This is a genomic window from Mesonia mobilis DSM 19841, assembly GCF_000423405.1.
Lineage (GTDB): Bacteria > Bacteroidota > Bacteroidia > Flavobacteriales > Flavobacteriaceae > Mesonia > Mesonia mobilis.
The window spans coordinates 1-21,488 of the sequence record NZ_AUHX01000011.1; the positions used below are offsets into that span (position 1 = coordinate 1).

At 34.3% G+C, this 21,488-nt stretch carries 24 protein-coding genes and 1 rRNA gene; 15 read left to right on the plus strand and 10 right to left on the minus strand.

The genetic code is table 11. The annotated features are described in order from the left end of the window. Window positions 1-17: 17 nt before the first annotated feature. From rrf to G551_RS0109085, 4 genes are all read left to right on the plus strand, one after another. A 5S ribosomal RNA gene (gene rrf / locus G551_RS0109070) occupies window positions 18-126 on the plus strand. A gap of 364 nt (window positions 127-490) precedes the next feature. Further along, entirely contained in the window at window positions 491-1,057 is a 567-nt protein-coding gene (locus G551_RS0109075; RefSeq protein WP_027885282.1) for a sugar transferase, read from the plus strand. Between the two features lie 9 nt (window positions 1,058-1,066). Next, window positions 1,067-2,209, plus strand: coding sequence for a DegT/DnrJ/EryC1/StrS family aminotransferase (locus tag G551_RS0109080; RefSeq protein ID WP_027885283.1), 1,143 nt, complete (start codon window positions 1,067-1,069; stop codon window positions 2,207-2,209). Between the two features lie 6 nt (window positions 2,210-2,215). Further along, window positions 2,216-2,767, plus strand: a complete 552-nt coding sequence (locus tag G551_RS0109085; protein WP_027885284.1) for a nitroreductase family protein — start codon at window positions 2,216-2,218, stop codon at window positions 2,765-2,767. Here the strand turns inward: G551_RS0109085 and G551_RS0109090 are convergent. After that, complete coding sequence (locus G551_RS0109090) at window positions 2,764-3,264, minus strand: DUF456 domain-containing protein (RefSeq protein WP_027885285.1); 501 nt, start codon at window positions 3,262-3,264, stop codon at window positions 2,764-2,766. The genes G551_RS0109085 and G551_RS0109090 overlap by 4 nt on opposite strands. A gap of 114 nt (window positions 3,265-3,378) precedes the next feature. Here G551_RS0109090 and G551_RS0109095 point away from each other — a divergent pair, with 114 nt between their 5' ends. From G551_RS0109095 to G551_RS0109110, 4 genes are all read left to right on the plus strand, one after another. Next, complete coding sequence (locus G551_RS0109095; protein ID WP_027885286.1) at window positions 3,379-3,741, plus strand: BlaI/MecI/CopY family transcriptional regulator; 363 nt, start codon at window positions 3,379-3,381, stop codon at window positions 3,739-3,741. Further along, complete coding sequence (locus tag G551_RS0109100; protein WP_027885287.1) at window positions 3,741-5,384, plus strand: M56 family metallopeptidase; 1,644 nt, start codon at window positions 3,741-3,743, stop codon at window positions 5,382-5,384. The genes G551_RS0109095 and G551_RS0109100 overlap by 1 nt, the downstream gene beginning before the upstream one ends. Further along, complete coding sequence (locus G551_RS0109105) at window positions 5,377-6,525, plus strand: tetratricopeptide repeat protein (protein ID WP_027885288.1); 1,149 nt, start codon at window positions 5,377-5,379, stop codon at window positions 6,523-6,525. Before G551_RS0109100 ends, G551_RS0109105 begins: the two co-directional genes overlap by 8 nt. 75 nt (window positions 6,526-6,600) lie before the next feature. Then, a complete protein-coding gene (locus G551_RS0109110) occupies window positions 6,601-7,074 on the plus strand; it encodes a hypothetical protein (RefSeq protein WP_027885289.1) in 474 nt (157 codons plus the stop codon). Window positions 7,075-7,076: 2 nt separating this feature from the next. Here G551_RS0109110 and G551_RS0109115 read toward each other — a convergent pair whose 3' ends face one another. From G551_RS0109115 to G551_RS15630, 3 genes are all read right to left on the minus strand, one after another. Continuing rightward, window positions 7,077-7,964 carry a hypothetical protein gene (locus tag G551_RS0109115; RefSeq protein ID WP_027885290.1) on the minus strand — a complete coding sequence of 296 codons (888 nt, stop codon included), beginning with the start codon at window positions 7,962-7,964 and terminating at the stop codon, window positions 7,077-7,079. Between the two features lie 74 nt (window positions 7,965-8,038). Continuing rightward, on the minus strand, window positions 8,039-9,163 hold the full coding sequence (locus G551_RS0109120; protein WP_027885291.1) for a glycosyltransferase family 2 protein: 1,125 nt from the start codon (window positions 9,161-9,163) through the stop codon (window positions 8,039-8,041). Next, complete coding sequence (locus tag G551_RS15630; protein ID WP_051191348.1) at window positions 9,154-10,119, minus strand: hypothetical protein; 966 nt, start codon at window positions 10,117-10,119, stop codon at window positions 9,154-9,156. Before G551_RS15630 ends, G551_RS0109120 begins: the two co-directional genes overlap by 10 nt. A gap of 23 nt (window positions 10,120-10,142) precedes the next feature. Between G551_RS15630 and ruvC the strand changes: the two genes are divergently transcribed. After that, window positions 10,143-10,694 (plus strand): crossover junction endodeoxyribonuclease RuvC, encoded by a 552-nt coding sequence (gene ruvC, locus G551_RS0109130; RefSeq protein ID WP_027885292.1) that lies wholly within the window; start codon window positions 10,143-10,145, stop codon window positions 10,692-10,694. 5 nt (window positions 10,695-10,699) lie between these two features. Continuing rightward, window positions 10,700-11,251 carry a glutathione peroxidase gene (locus G551_RS0109135; RefSeq protein ID WP_027885293.1) on the plus strand — a complete coding sequence of 184 codons (552 nt, stop codon included), beginning with the start codon at window positions 10,700-10,702 and terminating at the stop codon, window positions 11,249-11,251. Between the two features lie 105 nt (window positions 11,252-11,356). Here the strand turns inward: G551_RS0109135 and G551_RS0109140 are convergent, their stop codons facing one another. The 6 genes from G551_RS0109140 to G551_RS0109170 form a co-directional block, all read right to left on the minus strand. Beyond that, window positions 11,357-11,659, minus strand: a complete 303-nt coding sequence (locus tag G551_RS0109140) for a type II toxin-antitoxin system RelE/ParE family toxin (protein ID WP_027885294.1) — start codon at window positions 11,657-11,659, stop codon at window positions 11,357-11,359. Beyond that, window positions 11,656-11,898, minus strand: coding sequence for a type II toxin-antitoxin system ParD family antitoxin (locus G551_RS0109145; RefSeq protein ID WP_027885295.1), 243 nt, complete (start codon window positions 11,896-11,898; stop codon window positions 11,656-11,658). Before G551_RS0109145 ends, G551_RS0109140 begins: the two co-directional genes overlap by 4 nt. Before the next feature lie 66 nt (window positions 11,899-11,964). After that, window positions 11,965-13,989, minus strand: coding sequence for a M3 family metallopeptidase (locus G551_RS0109150; protein WP_027885296.1), 2,025 nt, complete (start codon window positions 13,987-13,989; stop codon window positions 11,965-11,967). Between the two features lie 76 nt (window positions 13,990-14,065). Further along, window positions 14,066-15,553: a carboxypeptidase-like regulatory domain-containing protein gene (locus G551_RS0109155; RefSeq protein ID WP_027885297.1), complete on the minus strand. Its 1,488-nt coding sequence runs from the start codon at window positions 15,551-15,553 to the stop codon at window positions 14,066-14,068. Between the two features lie 251 nt (window positions 15,554-15,804). Beyond that, window positions 15,805-16,293: a 5-(carboxyamino)imidazole ribonucleotide mutase gene (gene purE, locus G551_RS0109165; RefSeq protein WP_027885298.1), complete on the minus strand. Its 489-nt coding sequence runs from the start codon at window positions 16,291-16,293 to the stop codon at window positions 15,805-15,807. A gap of 215 nt (window positions 16,294-16,508) precedes the next feature. Then, complete coding sequence (locus G551_RS0109170) at window positions 16,509-17,669, minus strand: 5-(carboxyamino)imidazole ribonucleotide synthase (protein ID WP_027885299.1); 1,161 nt, start codon at window positions 17,667-17,669, stop codon at window positions 16,509-16,511. Between the two features lie 272 nt (window positions 17,670-17,941). Here G551_RS0109170 and hpt point away from each other — a divergent pair, with 272 nt between their 5' ends. The 5 genes from hpt to G551_RS0109195 all read left to right on the plus strand — a co-directional run bounded on the left by hpt (window position 17,942) and on the right by G551_RS0109195 (window position 21,473). Next, a complete protein-coding gene (gene hpt / locus G551_RS16900) occupies window positions 17,942-18,484 on the plus strand; it encodes a hypoxanthine phosphoribosyltransferase (protein WP_308426758.1) in 543 nt (180 codons plus the stop codon). A 6-nt stretch (window positions 18,485-18,490) separates the two neighbouring features. Beyond that, entirely contained in the window at window positions 18,491-19,063 is a 573-nt protein-coding gene (locus tag G551_RS16905; protein ID WP_027885301.1) for an adenylate kinase, read from the plus strand. Window positions 19,064-19,116: 53 nt separating this feature from the next. After that, window positions 19,117-20,130: a GTPase ObgE gene (obgE, locus tag G551_RS0109185; RefSeq protein WP_027885302.1), complete on the plus strand. Its 1,014-nt coding sequence runs from the start codon at window positions 19,117-19,119 to the stop codon at window positions 20,128-20,130. A 128-nt stretch (window positions 20,131-20,258) separates the two neighbouring features. Continuing rightward, entirely contained in the window at window positions 20,259-20,795 is a 537-nt protein-coding gene (locus G551_RS0109190; protein ID WP_036243612.1) for a DUF4136 domain-containing protein, read from the plus strand. A 75-nt stretch (window positions 20,796-20,870) separates the two neighbouring features. Next, window positions 20,871-21,473 (plus strand): FEKKY domain-containing protein, encoded by a 603-nt coding sequence (locus G551_RS0109195; RefSeq protein ID WP_027885304.1) that lies wholly within the window; start codon window positions 20,871-20,873, stop codon window positions 21,471-21,473. The last annotated feature ends 15 nt before the right edge of the window (window positions 21,474-21,488 follow it).

Below are 21,488 nucleotides of genomic sequence, written 5' to 3' on the forward strand. Positions count from 1 at the left end.
AGATCAAACCGACGATTTAAGGTGGTTATAGCAACGAGGCTCACCTCTTCCCATTCCGAACAGAGAAGTTAAGCTCGTTAGCGCAGATGGTACTGCTAACTGTGGGAGAGTATGTCGCCGCCTTCTTTATAAAAGCCCTTTATCATAAGATAAAGGGCTTTTTTTATAACCAAAAATCAAGAAACTGACCCCAACGTTAGGGATAGCGCTTTTCGACTACGCTCAAAACAAGCTATCTGTTTAAGCCCTTTTATTTTTAATCAAAACATAAAAAGTGAGTTGCGATAGCACGACCCAAAGAGTAACGCTATAGAAATAAATTATCTTATAATTTTGGAATCTTCATAAAATAAATATTTATTTATTCTTAAATATAAACTGGCTAAGCTATTACTTCGAAAATTCTTATAGTTTTCTTAAAATTCTTATTTCAATTTTTCATTCTGAGAATTTAACTAACTTTAAAATCTTTTAAAATTCATTTATTAGGTTGTATTTAAAGTTTTTTAAACCCCTTTTTGATTTTTTTGTAGCGTTAGTAATGTTACTTCTAATTTCACCATTATTATTGATATTGGGTATAATTCTATCTATACATTTAACTGAGCATCCTATTTTTTTACAAGAACGTATTGGTAAAAATGGAAAATCTTTTATCATTTTTAAGTTCAAAACGATCTCTCACTTGGGATATAAAACTAAGCTTACCGAAATATTTAGAAAATTTAAATTAGATGAACTTCCGCAATTGTTCAATATATTGAGAGGAGAAATGTCTGTAGTTGGTCCGAGACCAGATATTCCCGGTTACTATGATTGTTTAGAAGGAGATAGTAGAAAGATATTAAAATTAAAACCTGGCCTCACCGGATGTGCATCTTTAGCATATTACAATGAAGAAGAAGTTTTAGCGAATGTGGATGATCCTAAACGCTATAATGATGAAGTTATTTTTCCGAAGAAAATAGAATTAAACTTATGGTATTTAAATCATATTTCTTTTCAGTTAGATTTAAAGTTAATTTTTAAAACTATATTTTTACCTTTTTCGAGATAAATATGATTTATGAAAAACAATAAAATCTGGTTATCGTCTCCTCATATGGGAGGTACAGAACTGAATTATATTAATTCAGCATTTGAGAATAATTGGATCGCTCCTTTAGGTCCGAATGTGGTTGGTTTTGAAAATTCAATCCAACAATATTTAAATAAAGATAAATTTATAGCAGCACTTTCCAGTGGTACTGCAGCACTTCACTTAAGTCTTTTAATGCTAGGTGTAAATCGTGATGATTTTGTGATTTGCCAGAGTATGACCTTTTCAGCGTCTGCTAATCCTATAAAATATGCCGGCGCACAACCAATTTTTACCGATAGTGAACCTCAAACCTGGAATATGTGTCCGGTTGCATTAGAAAAAGCAATTAACTATTCTATTGATCAAGGCAGAAAAGCGAAAGCTGTGATCTGTGTTCATTTATATGGAATGCCCGCTAAATTAGATGAAATAAAAGCAGTTTGTAAAAAGTATGAAGTTCCTTTAATAGAAGATGCCGCTGAAGCTTTAGGATCGACTTATAAAGATCAAAAATGCGGAACTTTTGGAGATTATGGGGTTTTATCTTTCAATGGAAATAAAATAATTACCACAAGCGGAGGTGGAGCTTTAATTTGTCCTTCAGAAGAAGCTCAAAAGAAAGTTGTTTTTTATGCAACACAAGCTAGAGATAATGCTCCGCATTATCAACATTCAGAAATCGGTTATAATTATCGTCTGAGTAACATTTCTGCAGGAATTGGTCGCGGACAAATGGAAGTTTTAGATCAACATATTGCTTTAAGAAGACAAATGAATGCTTTTTATCAAGGTTTATTTAAGGATATTGATGGAATTACCGTTTTTAAAGAACCCAATAGTGATTACTTTTCTAATCATTGGTTAAGTGCAATTTTAGTCGATTCAACCAAAACTAAAAATCAAATTAATCGAGAAGATCTTCGTTTAGCGTTTGAAGAAGAAAATATTGAATCTAGACCGCTTTGGAAACCTATGCATTTGCAACCCGTATTTAAAGATGCACTTTATTTTGGCGGAACTGTTGCAGAAGATCTATTTAAAGATGGATTATGTTTACCTTCGGGATCAAATTTAACCGATGAAGATCGAGAAAGGATTGCTCAAGTGATTCAGAAATTATTTAAATAAAAACTTATGATTGAAGAAATAATAAAAAATAGGAGATCGGTATTTCCTGTTCAATATAATTCAGAAGAAATTAGCAGAGAAACCATTGAAAAAATTCTTGAAACGGCTAATTGGGCGCCAACCCATAAAAAAACAGAACCTTGGCGTTTTAAGGTCATGCAAGGTAAAAAATTAGAACATTTAGGTCAGTTCTTAGCAGATAAATATAAAGAAACTGCTGAAAAACCTTCAGACTTCAAATACAAAAAACTTCAAACCAATCCTTCCAAAGCAAGTTGTGTGATCGCTATTTGTATGCAGCGCGATCCTAAAGAAAATTTACCTGAATGGGAAGAAATTGCTGCAGTAGCAATGGCTGTTCAAAATATGTGGTTAACTGCAAGTCACTACGGCATTGGAGCGTATTGGTCTTCACCTGGATTAATTAAATATATGGATGAATTTTTCAGCCTTAAAGAAGGTGAAAAATGTTTAGGTTTTTTTTATATGGGAAATCATGATGAAACCGAATTACAAGGGGAACGTACTTCAATTGAAGCTAAGGTTGAATGGCTTTAAAATAAAATATCTTGGTGTTGAAAGCATAAATACACAAAAACACCTAAATAAATAACGGCAACAAAAAACTTCATAAAAGTTGAAGCTAAGAAGCCCATAAAAGAACCAAAAGCAGCTCTTAATGCAATTTTAGAGCTGCTTTTGTTAAATATAAACTCTCCGATAAAAGCACCTACAAACGGACCAATTAAAAAGCCTAGCGGAATTGGAATAAAAATTCCTACGATTAACCCTACTGTGGTACCAATGGCTCCGGCTTTACTACCTCCATATTTTTTGGTCCCGGCTGCGGGAATAATATAATCTAAAATAAAAATGAGTATGGCTATAAAAAGTGTACCGCCCAATAGCCAGTAATTCCACTCCATCTCATCCACGAAATAGAGTAGTAATAAACCTAACCAACTTATTGGCGGTCCCGGTAATATGGGTAAAAGGCTTCCAATAATCCCTACGATACACAATAAGAAGCCGATAATAACTAAGAGTAAATCCATTATTCAATTTTATCTCTAAAATACACAAATTTAAATTTTAACAACTAAAATATTAGTTTAAACTAAACTTTTAGTTATATTTGATATAGTAGAACTAAATAATTAGTTGAAAAAATGAAAGAACTTACCAAAGCCGAAGAAGAAATCATGCAATTGCTCTGGCAGCTTAACGAAGCAAATGTAGCGACATTAATAGAAGAAATGCCAGAACCAAAACCTGCTTATAATACGGTTTCAACGATTGTTAGAATTCTAGAAAATAAAGGTTTTGTAGGATTTCGAAAAGAGGGAAGAGGTCATATTTACTATCCGTTAATAGAAAAAGACAGTTACAGTAAATTCTCGATGACCAAACTGCTGAATAATTATTTCGACGGCTCCGTAAAAAGTATGCTTTCTTTCTTTGTGAAGAAAAATGATCTAAGCATTCGAGAATTAGAAGAAGTACTTTCAGAAATTAATAAAAACAAAAAGTAATGGTGACCTATATCCTACAGTTAAGTGTTTTTTTACTTCTATTTTGGGGAGTTTACGAGCTGTTTTTAAAGAAAGAAACCTTTTTTACTTACAACCGTTGGTACTTGTTGCTTACGCCTATCATTTCAGCATTACTGCCATTTTTAAGTTTTAATGTATTAGAAAGTTATGCGGTAGAAGCACAACAACTGGTTCAATTGCCGGCTGTGTTTATTGGTGATCCTGTGATTAAAGAAATTCCTAATAAAACTGTCACCAACTTAACTAATTCTATAGGTTTTTTCGAGAAGTATGCTTGGTGGTTGGCTTATGGTTTAGGAGTGTTGATCAGTCTTTTATTATTGATTAAAAAGATTTTTCAGTTTCAACAAATCAGAAAGCAAGGTAAAGTCTCTTACCTAAACGATTTAAAACTTGTTGAAGTTGAAAACAGCTCGATGGCTTGTACTTTCTTTAAAACTATTTATTTAGGAAGTGATCTAGCGGAAACCGAAAAAGCCCAAATTTTAAAACACGAGCAAGTCCACGCGCAACAATACCATAGTTTAGACTTGTTGTTTTTTGAAATTTTAAAAATCGCTATTTGGTTTAATCCGGTGGTGTATATCTATCAAAAGCAAATCACCAATATACACGAATACATCGCCGATGCAGAAGCGACTAAAAATTCAGACAAAAAATCGTATTACGAAAGTTTACTTAAGGTAGCTTTTGGGAGCGAACAAATATCATTCATCAATCAATTTTTTAATCATTCATTAATCAAAACACGAATTCTTATGTTACAAAAATCAAAATCGGCAAGAGCCGCTAAATTCAAATTTTTAATTCTGATCCCATTAATCTTTGCGATGCTTACGTATGTGTCGTGTTCAGATACTACAAATTTAATAGATGGGGAAAATGAAAATATGGAAGTGCCAACTCCACCGACACCACCGGCGCCACCTGAAGCTTTATCTCAAGAAGATGCTGAACTTGTGAATCAATTAGAAAGTGAACTTAAACAAATGGAGGAAAACGGAAAATCATTTTTTGAAATTTCTGAATCTTTTATGATCGAGAAAGATAAGCATATCATATCTAAAGAAGCATTTTATAGAATGCGTGTATTTTCAGAATGGATGTTTCAAAGTAATAAAGAAAGAAAATTAGCAGAAGGAACTTGGACTGAAGAAAACGAAAGTAATCACCAAGAAATGATGCAAAAGGCTTGGGCTCAATCCTACGAAGACTATGTAGCTTACCGAAAAAGTCAGTCCAAAAAAGAAAATACTTCAACAGAAGGAGTTCCTTTTACAGCGATTGAAACAGTACCTACTTATCCCGGTTGTGAGAATTTAGATAATGCAGCCGCAAAAAAATGTATGAGTGAGCAAATCACAAACTTTGTGAATAAAAATTTCGATACCAATGCAGTAAAACCTTATGCTGAAAAAGGGACAAACAGAATTTATGTGCGTTTTGTGATCACCAAAGACGGGAATATCGATAATATTCAAGCGAGAGCATCTTCACCAGAATTAGTTGAAGAAGGGAAACGTGTGGTAGCGCTATTACCCAAAATGAAACCGGGAAAAAACGACGGAAAGCCTGTTGGCGTTTTATACAGTTTACCCATCATTTTTCAAGTAAGTGAATAAACTATTTTTAAGCATATTAGTTTTATTTTTATGGAAAGCCGAAGCACAAACTTCGGCTTTACCGCTTGCAGATAGTTTATATGCTATCGGGAATTATCAAAATGCGATCGAGCTTTATCAAAATTCTTCTTCAACTTCCGCGGTAACCTATCAGAAAATTGCCCAAGCTTACCAAGCCACCGGAAATATTGGTTTAGCGATTAATAATTATGAAAAGGCAATTCAGCTAGATCAAAAATTAATTATCGCGAAAAGCAATTTAGGTAAATTGTATTATCAAAGTAGAAACTATCAAATTGCCGATAGTGTTTTTAAAAAGCTTGTAGAGGATTACCCTAAAAATCCCGATTTTTATTATCGTTTAGGTTTGGCTAAAGAACAGCTGGATGATACCACGGCGATTCAGGATTTTCAAAAAGTTTTGGAGTTAAATGAAAATCATCAAAAAACCTTATATGAAGTTGCTAAGCATCATTACCGAAAGAAAAATTATCAAAAAGTAGAAGAATTAGGTGAAAAAGCTTTGCTAAGTTATCCTGAAAATACAAGGATGATTAGTCTTCTGGCTCAAAATGCGGTGGCTCTAAAAAATCTAGTTTCCGCTAAAAATAGATTTGAACAGTTAATAGAATTCAATCAAAAATCGGTATTTATTCATTTTAATTTAGGTTCGTGTTATTTCAATTTAAAAAAATATGAAAAAGCTTACGAGCAATTTGTAAAAGTAATTCAGCTAGAAAAAAATCATATACAGGCATTTTTGTTTGCAGGTAAAAGCTTAAATGAATTAGAACGCTACCAGGAAGCCACAGAGTTTTTAAAAGTGGCGGTTTTATTGGCAGATCAACCGGTAGATGAGTTTTATACTACTTATGCGATTAGTTTACAAAAGCAAGAGCAATTTAAAAAAGCGATCGAAAATTTTAAAACTGCGTTAGAAGAAAATTCTCAAAATTACAGGGCGCAATACGAGTTAGCGGTTTGTGCCGATAATTACTATAAAGATTTAGTTACAAGAATTAATTATTACCAGCTTTTTGTGCGCAAATTTCAAAATGAACCTAAAGCGAAGTATTACTTGTATTTAGCTAAAAACCGGTTAAGTGATTTAAAAGAACAGCAGCATCTCGCCAAAAACTAAATGTTTATAAGCTTGTTATTAAAATTAAGGTGAAATACGAAGTTTGCTTTGTAAAGAATACTTAATTTTACTTTTATGAAGTATAGTTACCTTTTGCTGTTACTTTTATGTTTTGGATGCCAAAACTTTGAAACCAAAAAAATCTCTTCTGAAGACTTAGTTGAAGAAGAATTAAAAGAATTGAATTGGCAAGAAGTAGAGGTTTATCCTGCTTTTGAAGCTTGCGAAAATCTTTCTGAAACGCAAGCAAAAAAATCTTGTTTCGAGCAGCAATTTGCCTTACAACTTCACGAATCTCTTCAGCAGAAAAAAGTGATTTTATCAGATTCGATCCAAGAGAAAATGCTATTGTATATTTCAATCAACGCAACCGGAAAGCCAAGTTTAGATTCCTTAGAAACTTCCGCTTTAATTGAAGAAAAAATGCCTCAAATGCAATCTTGGTTGCAAGAATCAATTCAAAAAATGCCAAAAATATACCCCGCTAGAAAGCGAGGTATTCCTGTAAAAACTTCGTTTAAATTACCCTTGGTAATTGCTTCAGAATAAGTTTAGAGATTAAATTTTAATCCGGCGGTAAAATCGATAGGGAATTCACCGTTATTATCTTTTCCTAAAGACACAAAATCATTATAACTTAACGTAAAGAAAGTCTCTTTACCAATTCGAATGGCAACTCCCGCTCCAAGACTTAACGGTAGATCTAAAGAAAAATCGTCTCTTCGCTCAACATCGGTAATCTCATTAGAATCTGCATCGTAAATATAACGTGGCTCTTCAGTATAATAAAGTTCAATCGCTTCAGCTTCAAGATAAAAATGAAACCATTCTGCATTGATCACTTTAAAACGGTAGTTAAAAGTAAGACCAGTGTAGTTGTATTCGTAATCATCTTTTTCAAAAACGTGTCTCACTTGCGTGAAAATAGAATGTCTATCGAACTTTTTACTGCTGTATAATTCTAATTCGATTCCTGCAACTGCGGTAGTTTCGTTAGTTGGGTTGGGTGAATAAACAGCATTAGTTATTCCGCCAAAAATACCAAAACGAGCTTCCGGTTTAACAGCATCGTCTTCAGCCACAAAATCTTGATCGACAGCAGCATTATGTTCGTTAATATATTTTCTTAAACTGCTTAAAGTTAACTTTACTTTATCGGTTGCAATTTCTGTTTCTGGAGTTACTTGCGCTAGAGTTTCTTTATACTGAGCCTGAAAGCGATTTTTTTCTCCAAAACGCGTATTAGTTAACTCGTAGGTTTCGCCATCTTTAACCACAAAATATCGGTATTGGTTATCGATTGTATTCCAAAGCAAAGTCACATCTCCTTCAACGGCGGTGTAAAGTGATAAATTTTCACCATCGATGGTATAATTTTCTTGAGCAAATGTAGATAAGCTCAAAAAAGCAATGCAAATAATCAGTAAATATCGTTTCATGGGTATATTTTTTCTGAAGTAAAAGTAAGCATTTTTTAAAAATCGCCGAGCGATACGTCTTTAAAATCAATAGTTTATTTATGGTATGTTCTTCCTTTCCATTCGTAAGAAGTTAAGAAAGACTGTATAGCGGTACTTGTCACGAATATAGGATGTAAGAAAGCGATGATGACATAGTTTTTTAGCAAATGTAAATTCTGGTAAAATGCCGCTGTATTGTAAAGAATTAAAAAATCGATGTTGAATTTAACAACGAACAAAATTAGAAACGCCTGCCAAGTTATAAGTTTTAAAATCGCTCCTAAGGCGAAGATAATAAAACCCAGATTTGCCAAAAATACGACGATCGCAGTAAGTAAACTTGTAGGATTTTTGTAAGCTGAAGTTTTTGCAGCCCAACGCACTCGTTGTTGAAAAAGTGCTTTTAAGTTTTGCGGCGGAAGCGTTTTTACTTGCGCTTCGTGATGCGATAAATAATCAATTTTCTTTTGAGCAAATTTCATTTTTTCGAGCATAAAAATATCATCGCCACTGGCAATTTTATCGTTCTCAAAACCACTGAGTTCTATAAATGTTTTTTTTCTAAAACAAAGATTAGCGCCATTACATAAAAAAGGTTTTTTATTCCCAAAACCTCCTAAGGTCGCGGCTTGCAGACTTAAAAAATCTAGAGACTGAAATTTATCTAGAAATGATTTTTTTGAAAGATAACTTACCGGACCGGCGATAAAATCTGATTGTTCTTGTATTACCATCGCATTAAAATATTGCAACCATTTTTCAGGAACTATACAATCGGCATCGGTCGTTACAATATATTTTTTAGTAGAAGCTTTAATCGCCTTACTCAGCGCTTCTTTTTTTGGAGAAATTGCTTTTGTTGAATTCTCTAAAAGCTGAATAGAAAATTCTGAATATTGCTGAATAAATTCTTCTACGATCGCTTCTGAATGATCTTCAGAACAGTCATTAATAAAGATGATCTCAAAAAGCTCAGCAGGATATTCAATTTTTTTTAGACTTGCTATAAGTCGCGGTAAATTTTCAGCTTCATTTCTAAACGGTATGCAAATCGTAAAGCTGGTTTTTTGTTCTTCGTCCTGAAGTGGAAAAGGTTTTAATTTGAAAATTCCGTAGAGTAACCACAACATAAGTGTTGCGTAACTAGCCGATACGAACATCGAAAAAATTATTTCCATAGCGTTGAAAATTTCAAATCGAATCGAGGCTGAAATTTAAACCACAGTAAACTGCCAATCACTCCGAGTAATGCGAAATTTAACAACCACATCGTTAAAGAAATTGCCAAGACCGGTAAAGCTTCTACCTGAAAAAAGGAAAAAAGCCAAACTGCAACTCCGCCTTTTATTACCGCATCTAACAAAAATACACTCGGTAAAATCGACGCTAAAAAGTACATGCTAAAAATGCAACTCATCGCATCGAAGTAAGAAATATCGACATTCAGCAAGACCAATAAAAAGTAAAATTGATGACTAAATATCAAATATCTACCTATCGATAACTCTAAAATTTCAATTTGTTGAATAACCGAAAACTGAAGAAAAGCTTTTTTAAGTTTATTGAATTGTTGTTGGAACCAAACCAATTTCCACAGAAAAAAAAGAACAATTAGAATTATTCCTACTGTAATTAATACTTGTTGAAGGGAAATAAAATTGAATTTAAAAGCAGAATTATTTAATAAAAAAGTAATTCCGATGATTCCAAAAATGACCGTTGCGAATAGCTGACTCATATTTCCGAAGAAATTATAAAGCACAATTTTTTTCCAATATTTTTTATGGAAGAACATTGGTTTCGCTCCATATTCCCCAATTCGATTTGGCGTGAGAATAGCAACTGCGTGCGCAATTAATAGTTGAAATGCACTTTCCTGAAAAGAAATTGAACTTATTTTCTGGGTTAATTTTTTCCATTTAAAGATTTCTAAACTCCAATTAAGCACGGTAAAAATGAATAGAACAATAAATTCTTTCCAAGAAATGCTTTGAAGTTGATCTCTGAAATTTATCCAGCTTAGCTCTTGGTTTGCGGTGAGTTTATGATAAATAAAAAAACAAATGGCAGAAAGCAAGGCTACTTTTAAAAGTAGTAAAAACAATTGCTTAGATTTGTAGGGAAGCCAGCGCATACACAAAGAAACAAATATTTAGATTGAAAACAGAAAAAATAATTTTAGGCATCGATCCGGGAACTACCATAATGGGTTTTGGACTTATAAAAGTGGTAGGTAAGCAGATGGAATTTATGCAACTCAACGAATTGATGCTGAAAAAATATGACGACCATTACGTAAAACTCAAGCTGATTTTTGAACGAACGATCGATTTGATCGACGCTTATCATCCCGACGAAATCGCGATCGAAGCTCCGTTTTTTGGTAAAAACGTACAATCGATGCTAAAGTTAGGAAGAGCACAAGGTGTGGCAATGGCTGCCGGTTTGAGTAGAGAAGTTCCGGTGACAGAATATTCACCTAAAAAAATTAAAATGGCGATTACCGGTAACGGGAATGCCAGTAAAGAACAAGTGGCAAGAATGCTGCAAAGCACGTTGAAGTTGAAAAGTTTACCGAAAAACTTAGATTCTACCGATGGTTTGGCAGCGGCAGTTTGCCATTTTTATAATTCGAGTCGAGTAGAAACCGGTAAAAGTTATTCGGGTTGGGCTTCGTTTGTAAAAAAAAACCCGGGGAAAGTAAAATAGAAATGATGAAAAAAGGAATATTGATTTGCTTGATGTTCATAGGATTTTTAACGCAAGCACAAAACCAAAAACAAATGGAAAACACAATTTATCAATTTAAAGTTGAAGATATTGAAGGAAATACTTTCGATCTAGCTTCTTTAAAAGGGAAAAAAGTGATGATTGTGAACACCGCGAGTAAATGCGGTTTAACCCCACAATACGAGCAATTAGAAGCGATTTACAAAGCTTACCAAGATCAAAACTTTGTGATCATTGGTTTTCCTGCCAATAATTTTGCAAGTCAGGAGCCGGGAAGTGATGAAGAGATCGCTCAGTTTTGCGAACGCAATTACGGAGTTACTTTCCCGATGATGAGTAAAATCTCGGTAAAGGGAGAAGATATGCACGAGTTATATGAATTTCTCACTCAAAAATCTAAAAATGGTTTTGCCGATTCTGAAGTAGCTTGGAATTTTCAGAAATATTTAATTAGTGAAGAAGGGAAAGTAGTAAATGTGATCGATCCCAGAACTTTACCAACCGATGAGAAAATCGTTAAATGGATTAAAGAATAATTTATTGATAGATATGATGAGATCCTGAATCAAGTTCAGGATGACGAACAAACAAATAAAAATCCCGAATAGAATTGTTCGGGATTTTTATTTAGTATATAATTTCTATTTCAGTCTTTTTTTAATATCCATTCGTTGATGAAGAATTCTAACAATTTCTATCGTATCATTTTCAACTTTTCGGTAAAATATAAGATGCGATTTAATTTTAGTTACTCGATAATTTTTCCTTGTTTGCTCTACCGATTTACCGGTAAAGAAATTATCAGCTATAAATCTAATTTCATTAATTATTAAATCGTAATAATGGTCTGCTTGTTCTTTTGACCATTTCTTAAAAGTATATAACCAAATATTATTTAAATCTTTTATCGCTTGACGACTTATACGATATTTGGTAGAATTCATAAATGCTCTTGATGAAGTTTTTTTAAGTTTTCTGTAGGGTCAAAATCGTCTACAAATCCGCTTTGTTCTCCAACTACTAATGCTTTTATTAATTCTTTTTCTTTTCTTTCTTCTTGTTCTAAAAGCCTTAGAGCAGATCTTATAACTTCACTAACTGAGTTATACCTTCCAGAATTTACTTCTTCTTTAATAAATTCTTCAAAATAGCTTCCTAACGTAATAGACGTATTCTTTTCCATTGTTAAAATGATAGTTTGTTCTAATATACCAAAACTTGGCAATGATGTCAAATTTATTTAAATCGACTAAATCAATCCTGCGCGTTTCAATAAAGCTTCAGGGTTTGGCTCTTTTCCACGGAAACGTTTATATAAAACCATCGGGTCTTCCGTGCCGCCTTTACTAAGAATGTTATCTTTAAATTTATCAGCTACTGTTTTATTAAAAATTCCTTCTTCCTGAAAATATGCAAACGCATCGGCATCCAATACTTCTGCCCATTTATAAGAATAATAACCTGCCGAATAACCTCCTTGAAAAATATGAGAGAACGAAGTACTCATACAATTTTCAGCAACATCAGGATATAGTTTTGTCGCTTCAAAAGCTTTTAATTCATTTTCTTTTACAGAATTGATTGCTGAAGGATCGACGGCGTGCCAAGCCATATCTAACATCCCAAAACTTAGCTGGCGAACGTTTTGCATCCCTTCGTGAAAGTTGGCCGATTTTTTAATCTTCTCGATCATTTCCATCGGGATCACTTCATCGGTTTCATAATGGCGAGCAAATAGTTCTAAAGCTTCCGGCTCGTAACACCAGTTTTCTAACACCTGGCTTGGTAATTCAACAAAATCCCAATAGACTGAAGCTCCCGATAAACTCGGGTAAGTTGAGTTAGCCAGCATCCCGTGTAAAGCGTGACCAAACTCGTGAAATAACGTGGTTACTTCATTAAATGTAAGTAAGGATGGTTTTTTAGAAGTTGGTCGCGTAAAATTACAAACGTTAGAAACATGCGGACGCTCATTTTTACCGTCTTTCACTTTTTGGTCTTTGTAAATCGTCATCCAAGCGCCATTTCTTTTGCCTTCTCTCGGATGAAAATCGGCATAAAAAAGAGCCATAAAGTTATGATCACCATCATAAACCTCGTAAGTTTTTACTTCTTCGTGGTATTTATCTATGTCAAATACTTCTTTAAAATGAAGATCGTATAATTTTTTGGCTACCGTAAAAACTCCGTGAATTACATTATCGAGTTTAAAATAAGGCTTCAATTGTTCGTCGTCTAGCTGAAAACGCTTTTGCTTCAACTTTTCAGCATAATAAGCGCTGTCCCATTTTTCTAAATGGTCGATATCGTCTAATTCTTTTGCAAATTGTTCTAATTCTTGAAACTCTTTTTCAGCCGCAGGTTTTGCTTTTTCGAGCATTTCATTTAAAAAATCATTTACTTTTTCAGGGCTTTTTGCCATTCGCTCTTCTAAAATGAAATGTGCGTGGGTTTGAAAACCTAATAAATTAGCCCGCTGGTGACGAAGTTTAGCAATCTTCAATACATTTTCTTGATTATCGTATTCATCATTCTGAAAACCTTTCGCTCCAAAAGCAATCGAAAGTTTTTTACGCAGTTCTCGATTTTCTGCATACTTCATAAACGGAATATAACTCGGGTATTGAAGTGTAAAAATATAGCCGTTCTTTCCTTTAGCTTTGGCTAATAAATTAGCGTTTTCTAATTCGCTTTCCGGTAAGCCTTTTAAATCTTTTTCATCTTCAATATGAAGTTCGTAACGATTGGTTTCTGCTAACACATTTTCACCAAACGAAAGTGAAAGTTTAGAAAGATCTTTGTCGATTTCTCGAAGTTGCTCTTTTTTTTCTTCCGGTAAATTAGCCCCGTTTCTCGTGAAACTTTTGTAATGTTTATCGAGCAGTGTTTTTTGTTCTACACTCAGTTCTAAGCTGTCTTTTTGCTCGTAAACGCTTTTTACACGTTTAAATAATTCTTCATTTAAGGTAAGATCATTACTGAATTCACTTAACCAAGGAGAAACTTCTTGTGCGATTTTCTGAATTTCTTCATTGGTTTCTGCCGAATTTAAATTGAAAAATATGCTCGAAACTCGACTTAAGGTTTCACCTGCAAATTCTAACGCTTCTAAAGTATTTTCGAAAGTTGGCGCTTCTTCATTAGAAGTAATGCTATCGATTTCTGCTTTTGCTTTGGCAATGGCTTCTTGAAAAGCCGGTTTAAAATGTTCATTTTTTATTTTAGAAAATGGAGCAGCATCAAAAGGCTCCAATAACGGGTTTTCCTGACTCATAATTTATTTTTCTGTACAAACGTAAAGATACAAAGAGTAGGAGAGTTGAGGTCTTAATTTTTAGTCAAAAAAGAGTTTACAATTCAAACTCTTCCAATTCTCGATCGGGAGAAATAATATTGTAACCTTCCCAAACTGAAGCATCGTATTTGCGAATGTAATCTAGCTTTTTACCTTTATTTTCTTCGATACTATTAAATTGTTCTGAAGTTACCGGCGAAGAGTTCACAAACAAAATCTCGGTATTCATGTTTGATTGATTTTCGACAAGCATATCAAATTTGAATTTGATTCGCTTAGAACGATCTTCAGTATTTTCTTTGAATTTAAAACTACGATTAAAGTAAATATATTGGTTGGTTTTACTTTTAGCATAAACAGGATCGTAGGTGTTATTTTCATTCTTTTTGAAAATGATTAAGCCGGTGTCTTTAGTTTGTTCAGCTTTGATCCCTAATAAGAATTTCATATTAATTCCGGAAGCTTTTTCGCCTTCTTCTAAATGATATTCGGCTTTAATTATCGCAAAACTTTCAGCAGAAACGTAAAGTTTTCCTAGATAATCGGCGCGACCACGATCGGGTTCAAACGATAAAATATAAACCATTTCTCCGTTAAAACCGGTAATGTCTTCAATGGTATAAGCATAATCTTCGTACTCTCTTACAAAATCAAATTTTCCCAAATTTAATTTATCGTTGTACTTAAAATAATCTACATAACTTTCTTTGAGATTCTTGGTGTAAATAGAATCACTTTTTTTGGTTTGAACTTTAAATTTCTTACCGACTTTTAGAGAATCGTCTATCGGTAAAATTCCGCTTTTTACTTTAAAAGTATTTTCACTGTTAAGATTCTGACCTATTTTTTTCATGACTTCTGAAGAAAAACTTTCTACATCACTCGATTGGGTGGTGTCTTTTAAAACGGTAGCTTTTTGAATATCGACTTTTAGACTGTCTATTTTTTCGCCTAACGAAACACGAATAAATTTTTCTGAATACGATTTTGAAGTAACATTCTTGGTCGTTTTTAGTAATTCTTCTAATTCAGTATTAAATTTTTTAGTGACTTTTTTCTCTAAAAAAGTGGCTTTGTTAATTTCGAATTCGGCATCGAGAATTTCATTGTCACTTTCATTTCTAATAAACAGGTCGTATTGGCGCAAGCTGTAGTTATAATTTTTGGCAAGATTTTCATTCACCTTTGCCATAATTTCTTGCGGAGAAAGTTTTTTGTTGATCAAATAAACATCTTCTAATTCACTTACATCTTCTTTTAAATAAATGATCGTGTCTTGTACAAAATCTTTTAAAGCAATTCGCGTCGATTGATAACCTAACGATGAAAAACGAAGCGAATCCTTCTCGGTAAAACGATCGACGTTAATTTGAAATTCACCTTCGTTATTAGTGATGACACCGTAGTTTTTCCCAATTTCTACAGAAGCGTAAGGAATGCTTTCGTTGGTTTCTTTACTAAAAAGTGAACCTGAAAGATCTTGCGCGGTTAACGGGAGAAAAAATATAAAAGTTAGAGCGAGTGGTAAGTAAGTTTTGAGCATAGTAGAGGTTGAGTAAATAACTTCTATAAATATGCAAAAAATCTTTGAATGTTGAACAAATTGAAATAAAAAAACCTTCTCTAATAGAGAAGGTTTTTGGATTTATGAGAAAAACTAACGTTGTTTTTCTGAAATTAATAGAGCGTGATACTTTCTTCATTCCGGACTTGATCCGGAATCTCATGTTAGGTGGAAAAAATAAGATGAGACCCTGAATCAAGTTCAGGGTGACGAAATGTAATTTTTCCTACCTACTTCTTTTTAACTTCCTCAGCGCCTTTAATCACTTTTTGTTTAAGGCCTTCTTTGTACACTAAAATTTTGTCAAGCACACATTTATCTGCTGCGCCAATAATTTGAGCTGCTAAAATTCCGGCATTTTTGGCTCCGTCTAAAGCTACGGTTGCTACCGGAACACCGCCCGGCATTTGTAAAATAGAAAGCACAGAATCCCAACCATCGATCGAGTTTCTCGATTTTACAGGAACACCAATCACAGGTAACGGAGAAAGAGAAGCGATCATCCCAGGAAGGTGAGCTGCACCGCCGGCACCGGCGATAATAACGTTAAAACCACGTTCGTGAGCGTTTTTTCCGTAATCGAATAGTTTTTCCGGAGTTCTGTGTGCCGAGACAATATCGACTTCTACCTCAATATCAAAACCTTTTAAAATATCGATGGCTTCTTGCATCACAGGAAGATCACTCGTGCTTCCCATTATAATTCCTACTTTACTCATATTTTTATTTTTTTGCTTTTGGCTATTTAAAATTTGCCTTCTGCTTTTATTAATTTTTATTTTAAACCCTTCCGCCTTCGGCACCTTCCCTTAAAAAGGGAAGGATTTTTTTTTGAGTTGTTGACAAAGAAATTACTTTTTAGAAAATAAATGAATTAGATTTTTTCAACTTTCTAACCTCTAACCTCTAACCTCTAACCTCTAACCTCTAACCTCTAACCTCTACTTATTACTTTAATTTCTTTCTTCACTTCTTCTGCAATTCTTCGAGCTTCCCCTAAATCTTTATTTACGATGGTCACGTGTCCCATTTTTCTAAAAGGTCTCGTTTGTTTTTTACCATAAATATGTGGTGTTACGCCGGGCATTTGCATAATCTTTCCGATGTTTTGGTAATGTACTTGGCCTTCGTGATTTTCATCACCAACTAAATTTACCATCACGCCACCAACTTTACTTTCTGTTTCTCCTAAAGGCAGATCTAAAATCGCGCGCAGGTGTTGCTCAAACTGATTGGTGAAACTCGCTTCAATACTATAATGACCGCTATTGTGAGGTCTTGGCGCCACTTCGTTCACTAAAATCTCATCATCTTCGGTTTGGAACATTTCTACCGCCAATAAACCTACGTGCTCAAAACTTTCTGAAACTTTTTTAGCAACAGCTCTGGCTTTTTCTGCAACGTGATCTTCTATTCTTGCCGGGCAAATCACATATTCCACTTGGTTGGCTTCAGGATGAAATTCCATCTCGACTACCGGATAAGTTTTTACTTCACCCGAAACATTTCTGGCAACGATCACCGCTAATTCATTTTTAAACGGAATCATTTTTTCGGCTAAGCAAGCACCTTCCGGTAACGGAATTAAATCTTCTTCATCTCTAATCACAGAAACGCCTTTCCCGTCGTAACCACCGGTACAACTTTTCCATACAAACGGGTAATCCCATTCTTTTCGCACCAAAGCTTCGGTTAATTCATCTTTTTCAGTATATACCGTAAAATCGGCTGTTGGGATTCCTTTTTCAGCATAAAATTGTTTTTGCACACCTTTATCCTGAATTTTTCTCAACGTAGCCGAAGAAGGATATACCTTTTTGCCTTCACTTTCTAATTGCTCTAAGGCATCGACATTCACCAATTCGATCTCGAACGTAAGTACATCTACTTTTCGACCAAAATTCACCACGGTATCAAAATCCATTAAATCGCCTTGCTCAAAAACATCGCAAGCAATTTTACATGGCGCTTCGGGGCTGGCGTCAAGCACATATGTCTGGATGTCGTATTTACGCGTGTCGTACAACATCATTTTACCCAACTGGCCGCCGCCAAGAATACCAAGCTTAAAATCTGAAGAAAAATAGTTATGCATTTTTATTATGTTGAAGGTTTCTGGTTTATCATTTAATTTTTTCGACTATCACATGGAGCGGAGTCAAAATGTGGGCGTTTCCCTATCGGGTCGGGCTTTCGGCACTCGCTTTTTGTTTTGTTTTTCAGCTTTGCTAGAACAACAAAACAAAAGAGCTTAAACAAATGCCTCAATCCCTAACGCAACTTGTTTCGGCAAAAATAAATCTTTTTAAGAGATTACACGAAAAAATAGGCTTTCTCTCTGTAATCCTTATCTTTGCACAAAACCGAGTGAAAACTCAACTAAGCATGCTTCAGTTACACGATTTAACTTTTGTCCCTTTTATTACTTCAGCAGAAATTGAAGAACGTATTGCTCAACTAGCGCAACAAATTAGCGCAGATTATCACGAAAAAACACCAGTATTTTTAGGAGTTTTAAATGGAGCTTACCAATTTACAGCAGCTTTAACACAACAATTTAACGGCGATTGCGAGGTAGAATTTACCAAGCTAAAATCTTACGAAGGCACTACGTCTACAGGAACGATTCAAAATTTAATTGGCGTAAATAATCTAAAAGGGAAACACGTGATCGTGGTCGAAGATATTGTCGATACCGGCAATACCATTTCAGAAATTATAAAAATTTTAGAAACAGAAGAAGTCGCAAGTTATCGTATCGCTACACTTTGCTATAAACCTGAAGCTTATAAAAAATCGCATAAAATAGATTATATTGGGTTAGAAATACCAAATAAGTTTATTGTAGGTTATGGCTTAGATTATGACGGTTTAGGAAGAAATTTACCAGAAATATATCAACTAAAATAAATCTAAATGACAAACATCGTATTGTTTGGCCCTCCGGGAGCCGGAAAAGGAACACAGGCAGATATTTTAAAAAAGAAATACGAATTGGTACACATCTCTACCGGAGATGTTTTTCGTTACAATATTAAAAACGAAACAGAACTTGGTAAAACCGCAAAATCGTATATCGATAAAGGTCAGTTAGTGCCCGATGAGGTTACCATTAATATGTTAAACGCAGAGGTTGATAAACATCCGGAAGCTAAAGGAATTATTTTTGATGGTTTCCCACGTACCGAAGCTCAAGCCGGTGCTTTAGATAAATTATTAGAAAGCAAAAACGATGCTGTTAATGCCATGATCGCTTTAGAAGTAGAAGATGAGGTGTTGGTAAAACGTTTATTAGAACGCGGTAAAACTTCTGGTCGTGCCGATGATGCCGATGAAGAGGTGATTAGAAATCGTATCAAAGTTTATTACGATGAAACTGCGATTCTAAAAAATTACTACAAAAAGCAAGACAAATATTTTGGTGTAGATGGTGTTGGGAGTATCGACGAGATCACACAACGTTTAAGCCAAGTGATCGATCAATTATAAGCTGTTTTTAGCAAGAAGAATTTTAAAAATTTCCACAAAAGTGGACCAGGAATATGAAAGAAGGAAATTTTATAGACTACGTAAAACTTCACGTTTCTTCGGGTAAAGGCGGGAGTGGTTCTTCGCATTTGCACCGAGAAAAATATATTGAAAAAGGCGGTCCCGATGGTGGTGATGGTGGTCGTGGTGGTCACGTAATTATTCGTGGAAATGAAAATTTATGGACGCTTATCGAGTTCAGTTTTAAGCGTCACATTAAAGCCGGTCACGGAGGTAATGGTAGTAAACAACGAAGTACGGGAGCCGATGGAGAAGATGTGTATATTGAAGTACCTTTAGGAACCGTGATTCGTGATACCGATACCGAAGAAATTATCGATGAAGTAACCGACCACAACGAAGAAATTATCATCGCTGAAGGCGGAATGGGCGGTCGAGGTAACTGGCATTTTAAATCGTCTACCAATCAAACGCCACGTTATTCGCAACCCGGTATCGATGGGCAAGAACGCAATATTACCTTAGAACTAAAAGTTTTGGCAGACGTTGGTCTGGTAGGTTTCCCAAATGCAGGAAAATCGACTTTACTTTCGGTAATTACCGCGGCAAAACCTAAAATTGCGAATTATGAATTTACTACGCTAAAACCAAATTTGGGAATCGTAAAATACCGCGATTACCAAAGTTTTGTAGTGGCAGATATTCCCGGAATTATTGAAGGAGCTGCAGAAGGTAAAGGTTTAGGTTATCGTTTTTTAAGACATATCGAGCGTAATTCAACTTTATTATTTTTAATTCCGTGTGATGCCGATGATGTAAAGAAACAATACGAAATTTTGTTAGATGAATTACGTCGCTACAATCCGGAATTATTAGATAAAGATCGATTGATCGCTATCTCGAAAACCGATATGCTTGATGAAGAACTAAAAGCAGAGCTCGATGAACAATTACAGGAAGATTTTAAAGAAATTCCTTATGTATTTATTTCATCGGTGGCGCAATTAGGATTACAAGAATTGAAAGATCAACTTTGGAAAATCTTAAATAAAAGTCCTGAAGCATAAATTCAACTTTAATTGAATAAAATATGAAAGCGGAAACTGTTGAGGTTTCCGCTTTTTTGTTAACGCTAGGTTATATTTCGCTGGGAAAGAATAGTTTTTCTTATTTTTAGTAGATTAAATCTAATAATATGAAACGATTTTTACCTGTAATATTTTTATTCTCTATTCTGCTTTTAACTTCTTGTGGCGGACCCAAAGCTTACTTCGATTACGATCAAAAAGCAAATTTTAATCAGTTTGAATCCTATAACTTTTATGATCAAATGGAAACCGAAACCGGTTTAAATGAATTAGACGAAGATCGAATGATCCAAGCCTTAAATACCGGTTTGAGTAAACGCGGATTTATCTCTTCAGCAACACCCGATTTTAAAATAAATTTTTATACCGAAGTTTTTGAAAAGCAAAGTAATTCTAGCATTGGTTTAGGTGTTGGCGGCGGAGGCGGAGTCGTTGGTGGTGGCGTTTCCGGTGGTATTCCTGTTGGTGGTTCACGTCTTTATATGAGCATTACCATAGAATTTACGAATGCTACCGATGATGAATTGTATTGGCAAGCTGTAGTAGAGCATCAGTTTAATCAAGACGCCAGTCCGGAAGAACGTATGTATTTTTTTACTGAAGTTGTAGAAAAAGCTTTAGAAAACTATCCGCCGGAAGAATAGTTTAAGGATGTTTCTAAAACCGAAGCTTGCAACACTTTAGTTTCCTCACAGTCTTTTTTATTAAATGATCATTTTATGAAAAAGCTTTTACTGTTATTTTTAGTCGTATTTCTTGGTTCTTTTTCTTCACAAGCAAAAGAAATCGTAGCTCGTGTAGTTTTTGAAAATAGAACCGATGAGCGACTTACTTCCGGTGAATTTTTTATTATCGAATTGAATAAAACTATTCAAATTAATTCTGAAGAAGATTTCAATATTACTTTACCGGAGAAAGGGAAATATCGCTTCTCGTTTATCTCCACTAAATTTGATGTTTACACGTATTATCCGGCAAAAATCTCTCAAAAAAATAACCAGATAACGATCAGGTTGCAGGAAAAAGGAAAAGCTTTCCAATATTCAAAAGAAAAAAATAGCTATAGTTTTTCAATGAAAAATGTGAAAGCTAAAAGTAATCAGCCTTATTTTATCTTTAACGGAATAAATAACACTCCAATCGATTTTGAAAATTTCAAAGAAAAATATGGAGTAGGAATGCGTACAGAAAATTGTGTGATAGATCCTTTTACGTTGAAGGAAACAATTCAGCATAATAAAGCGATCGTAAAGTATTTAAACGAAAAGTTTGGCGATCAATGGATAGAAGATTTACCTGCGCAGCCTTTCGGAATAAAATAGTTATACTTAAAAAAG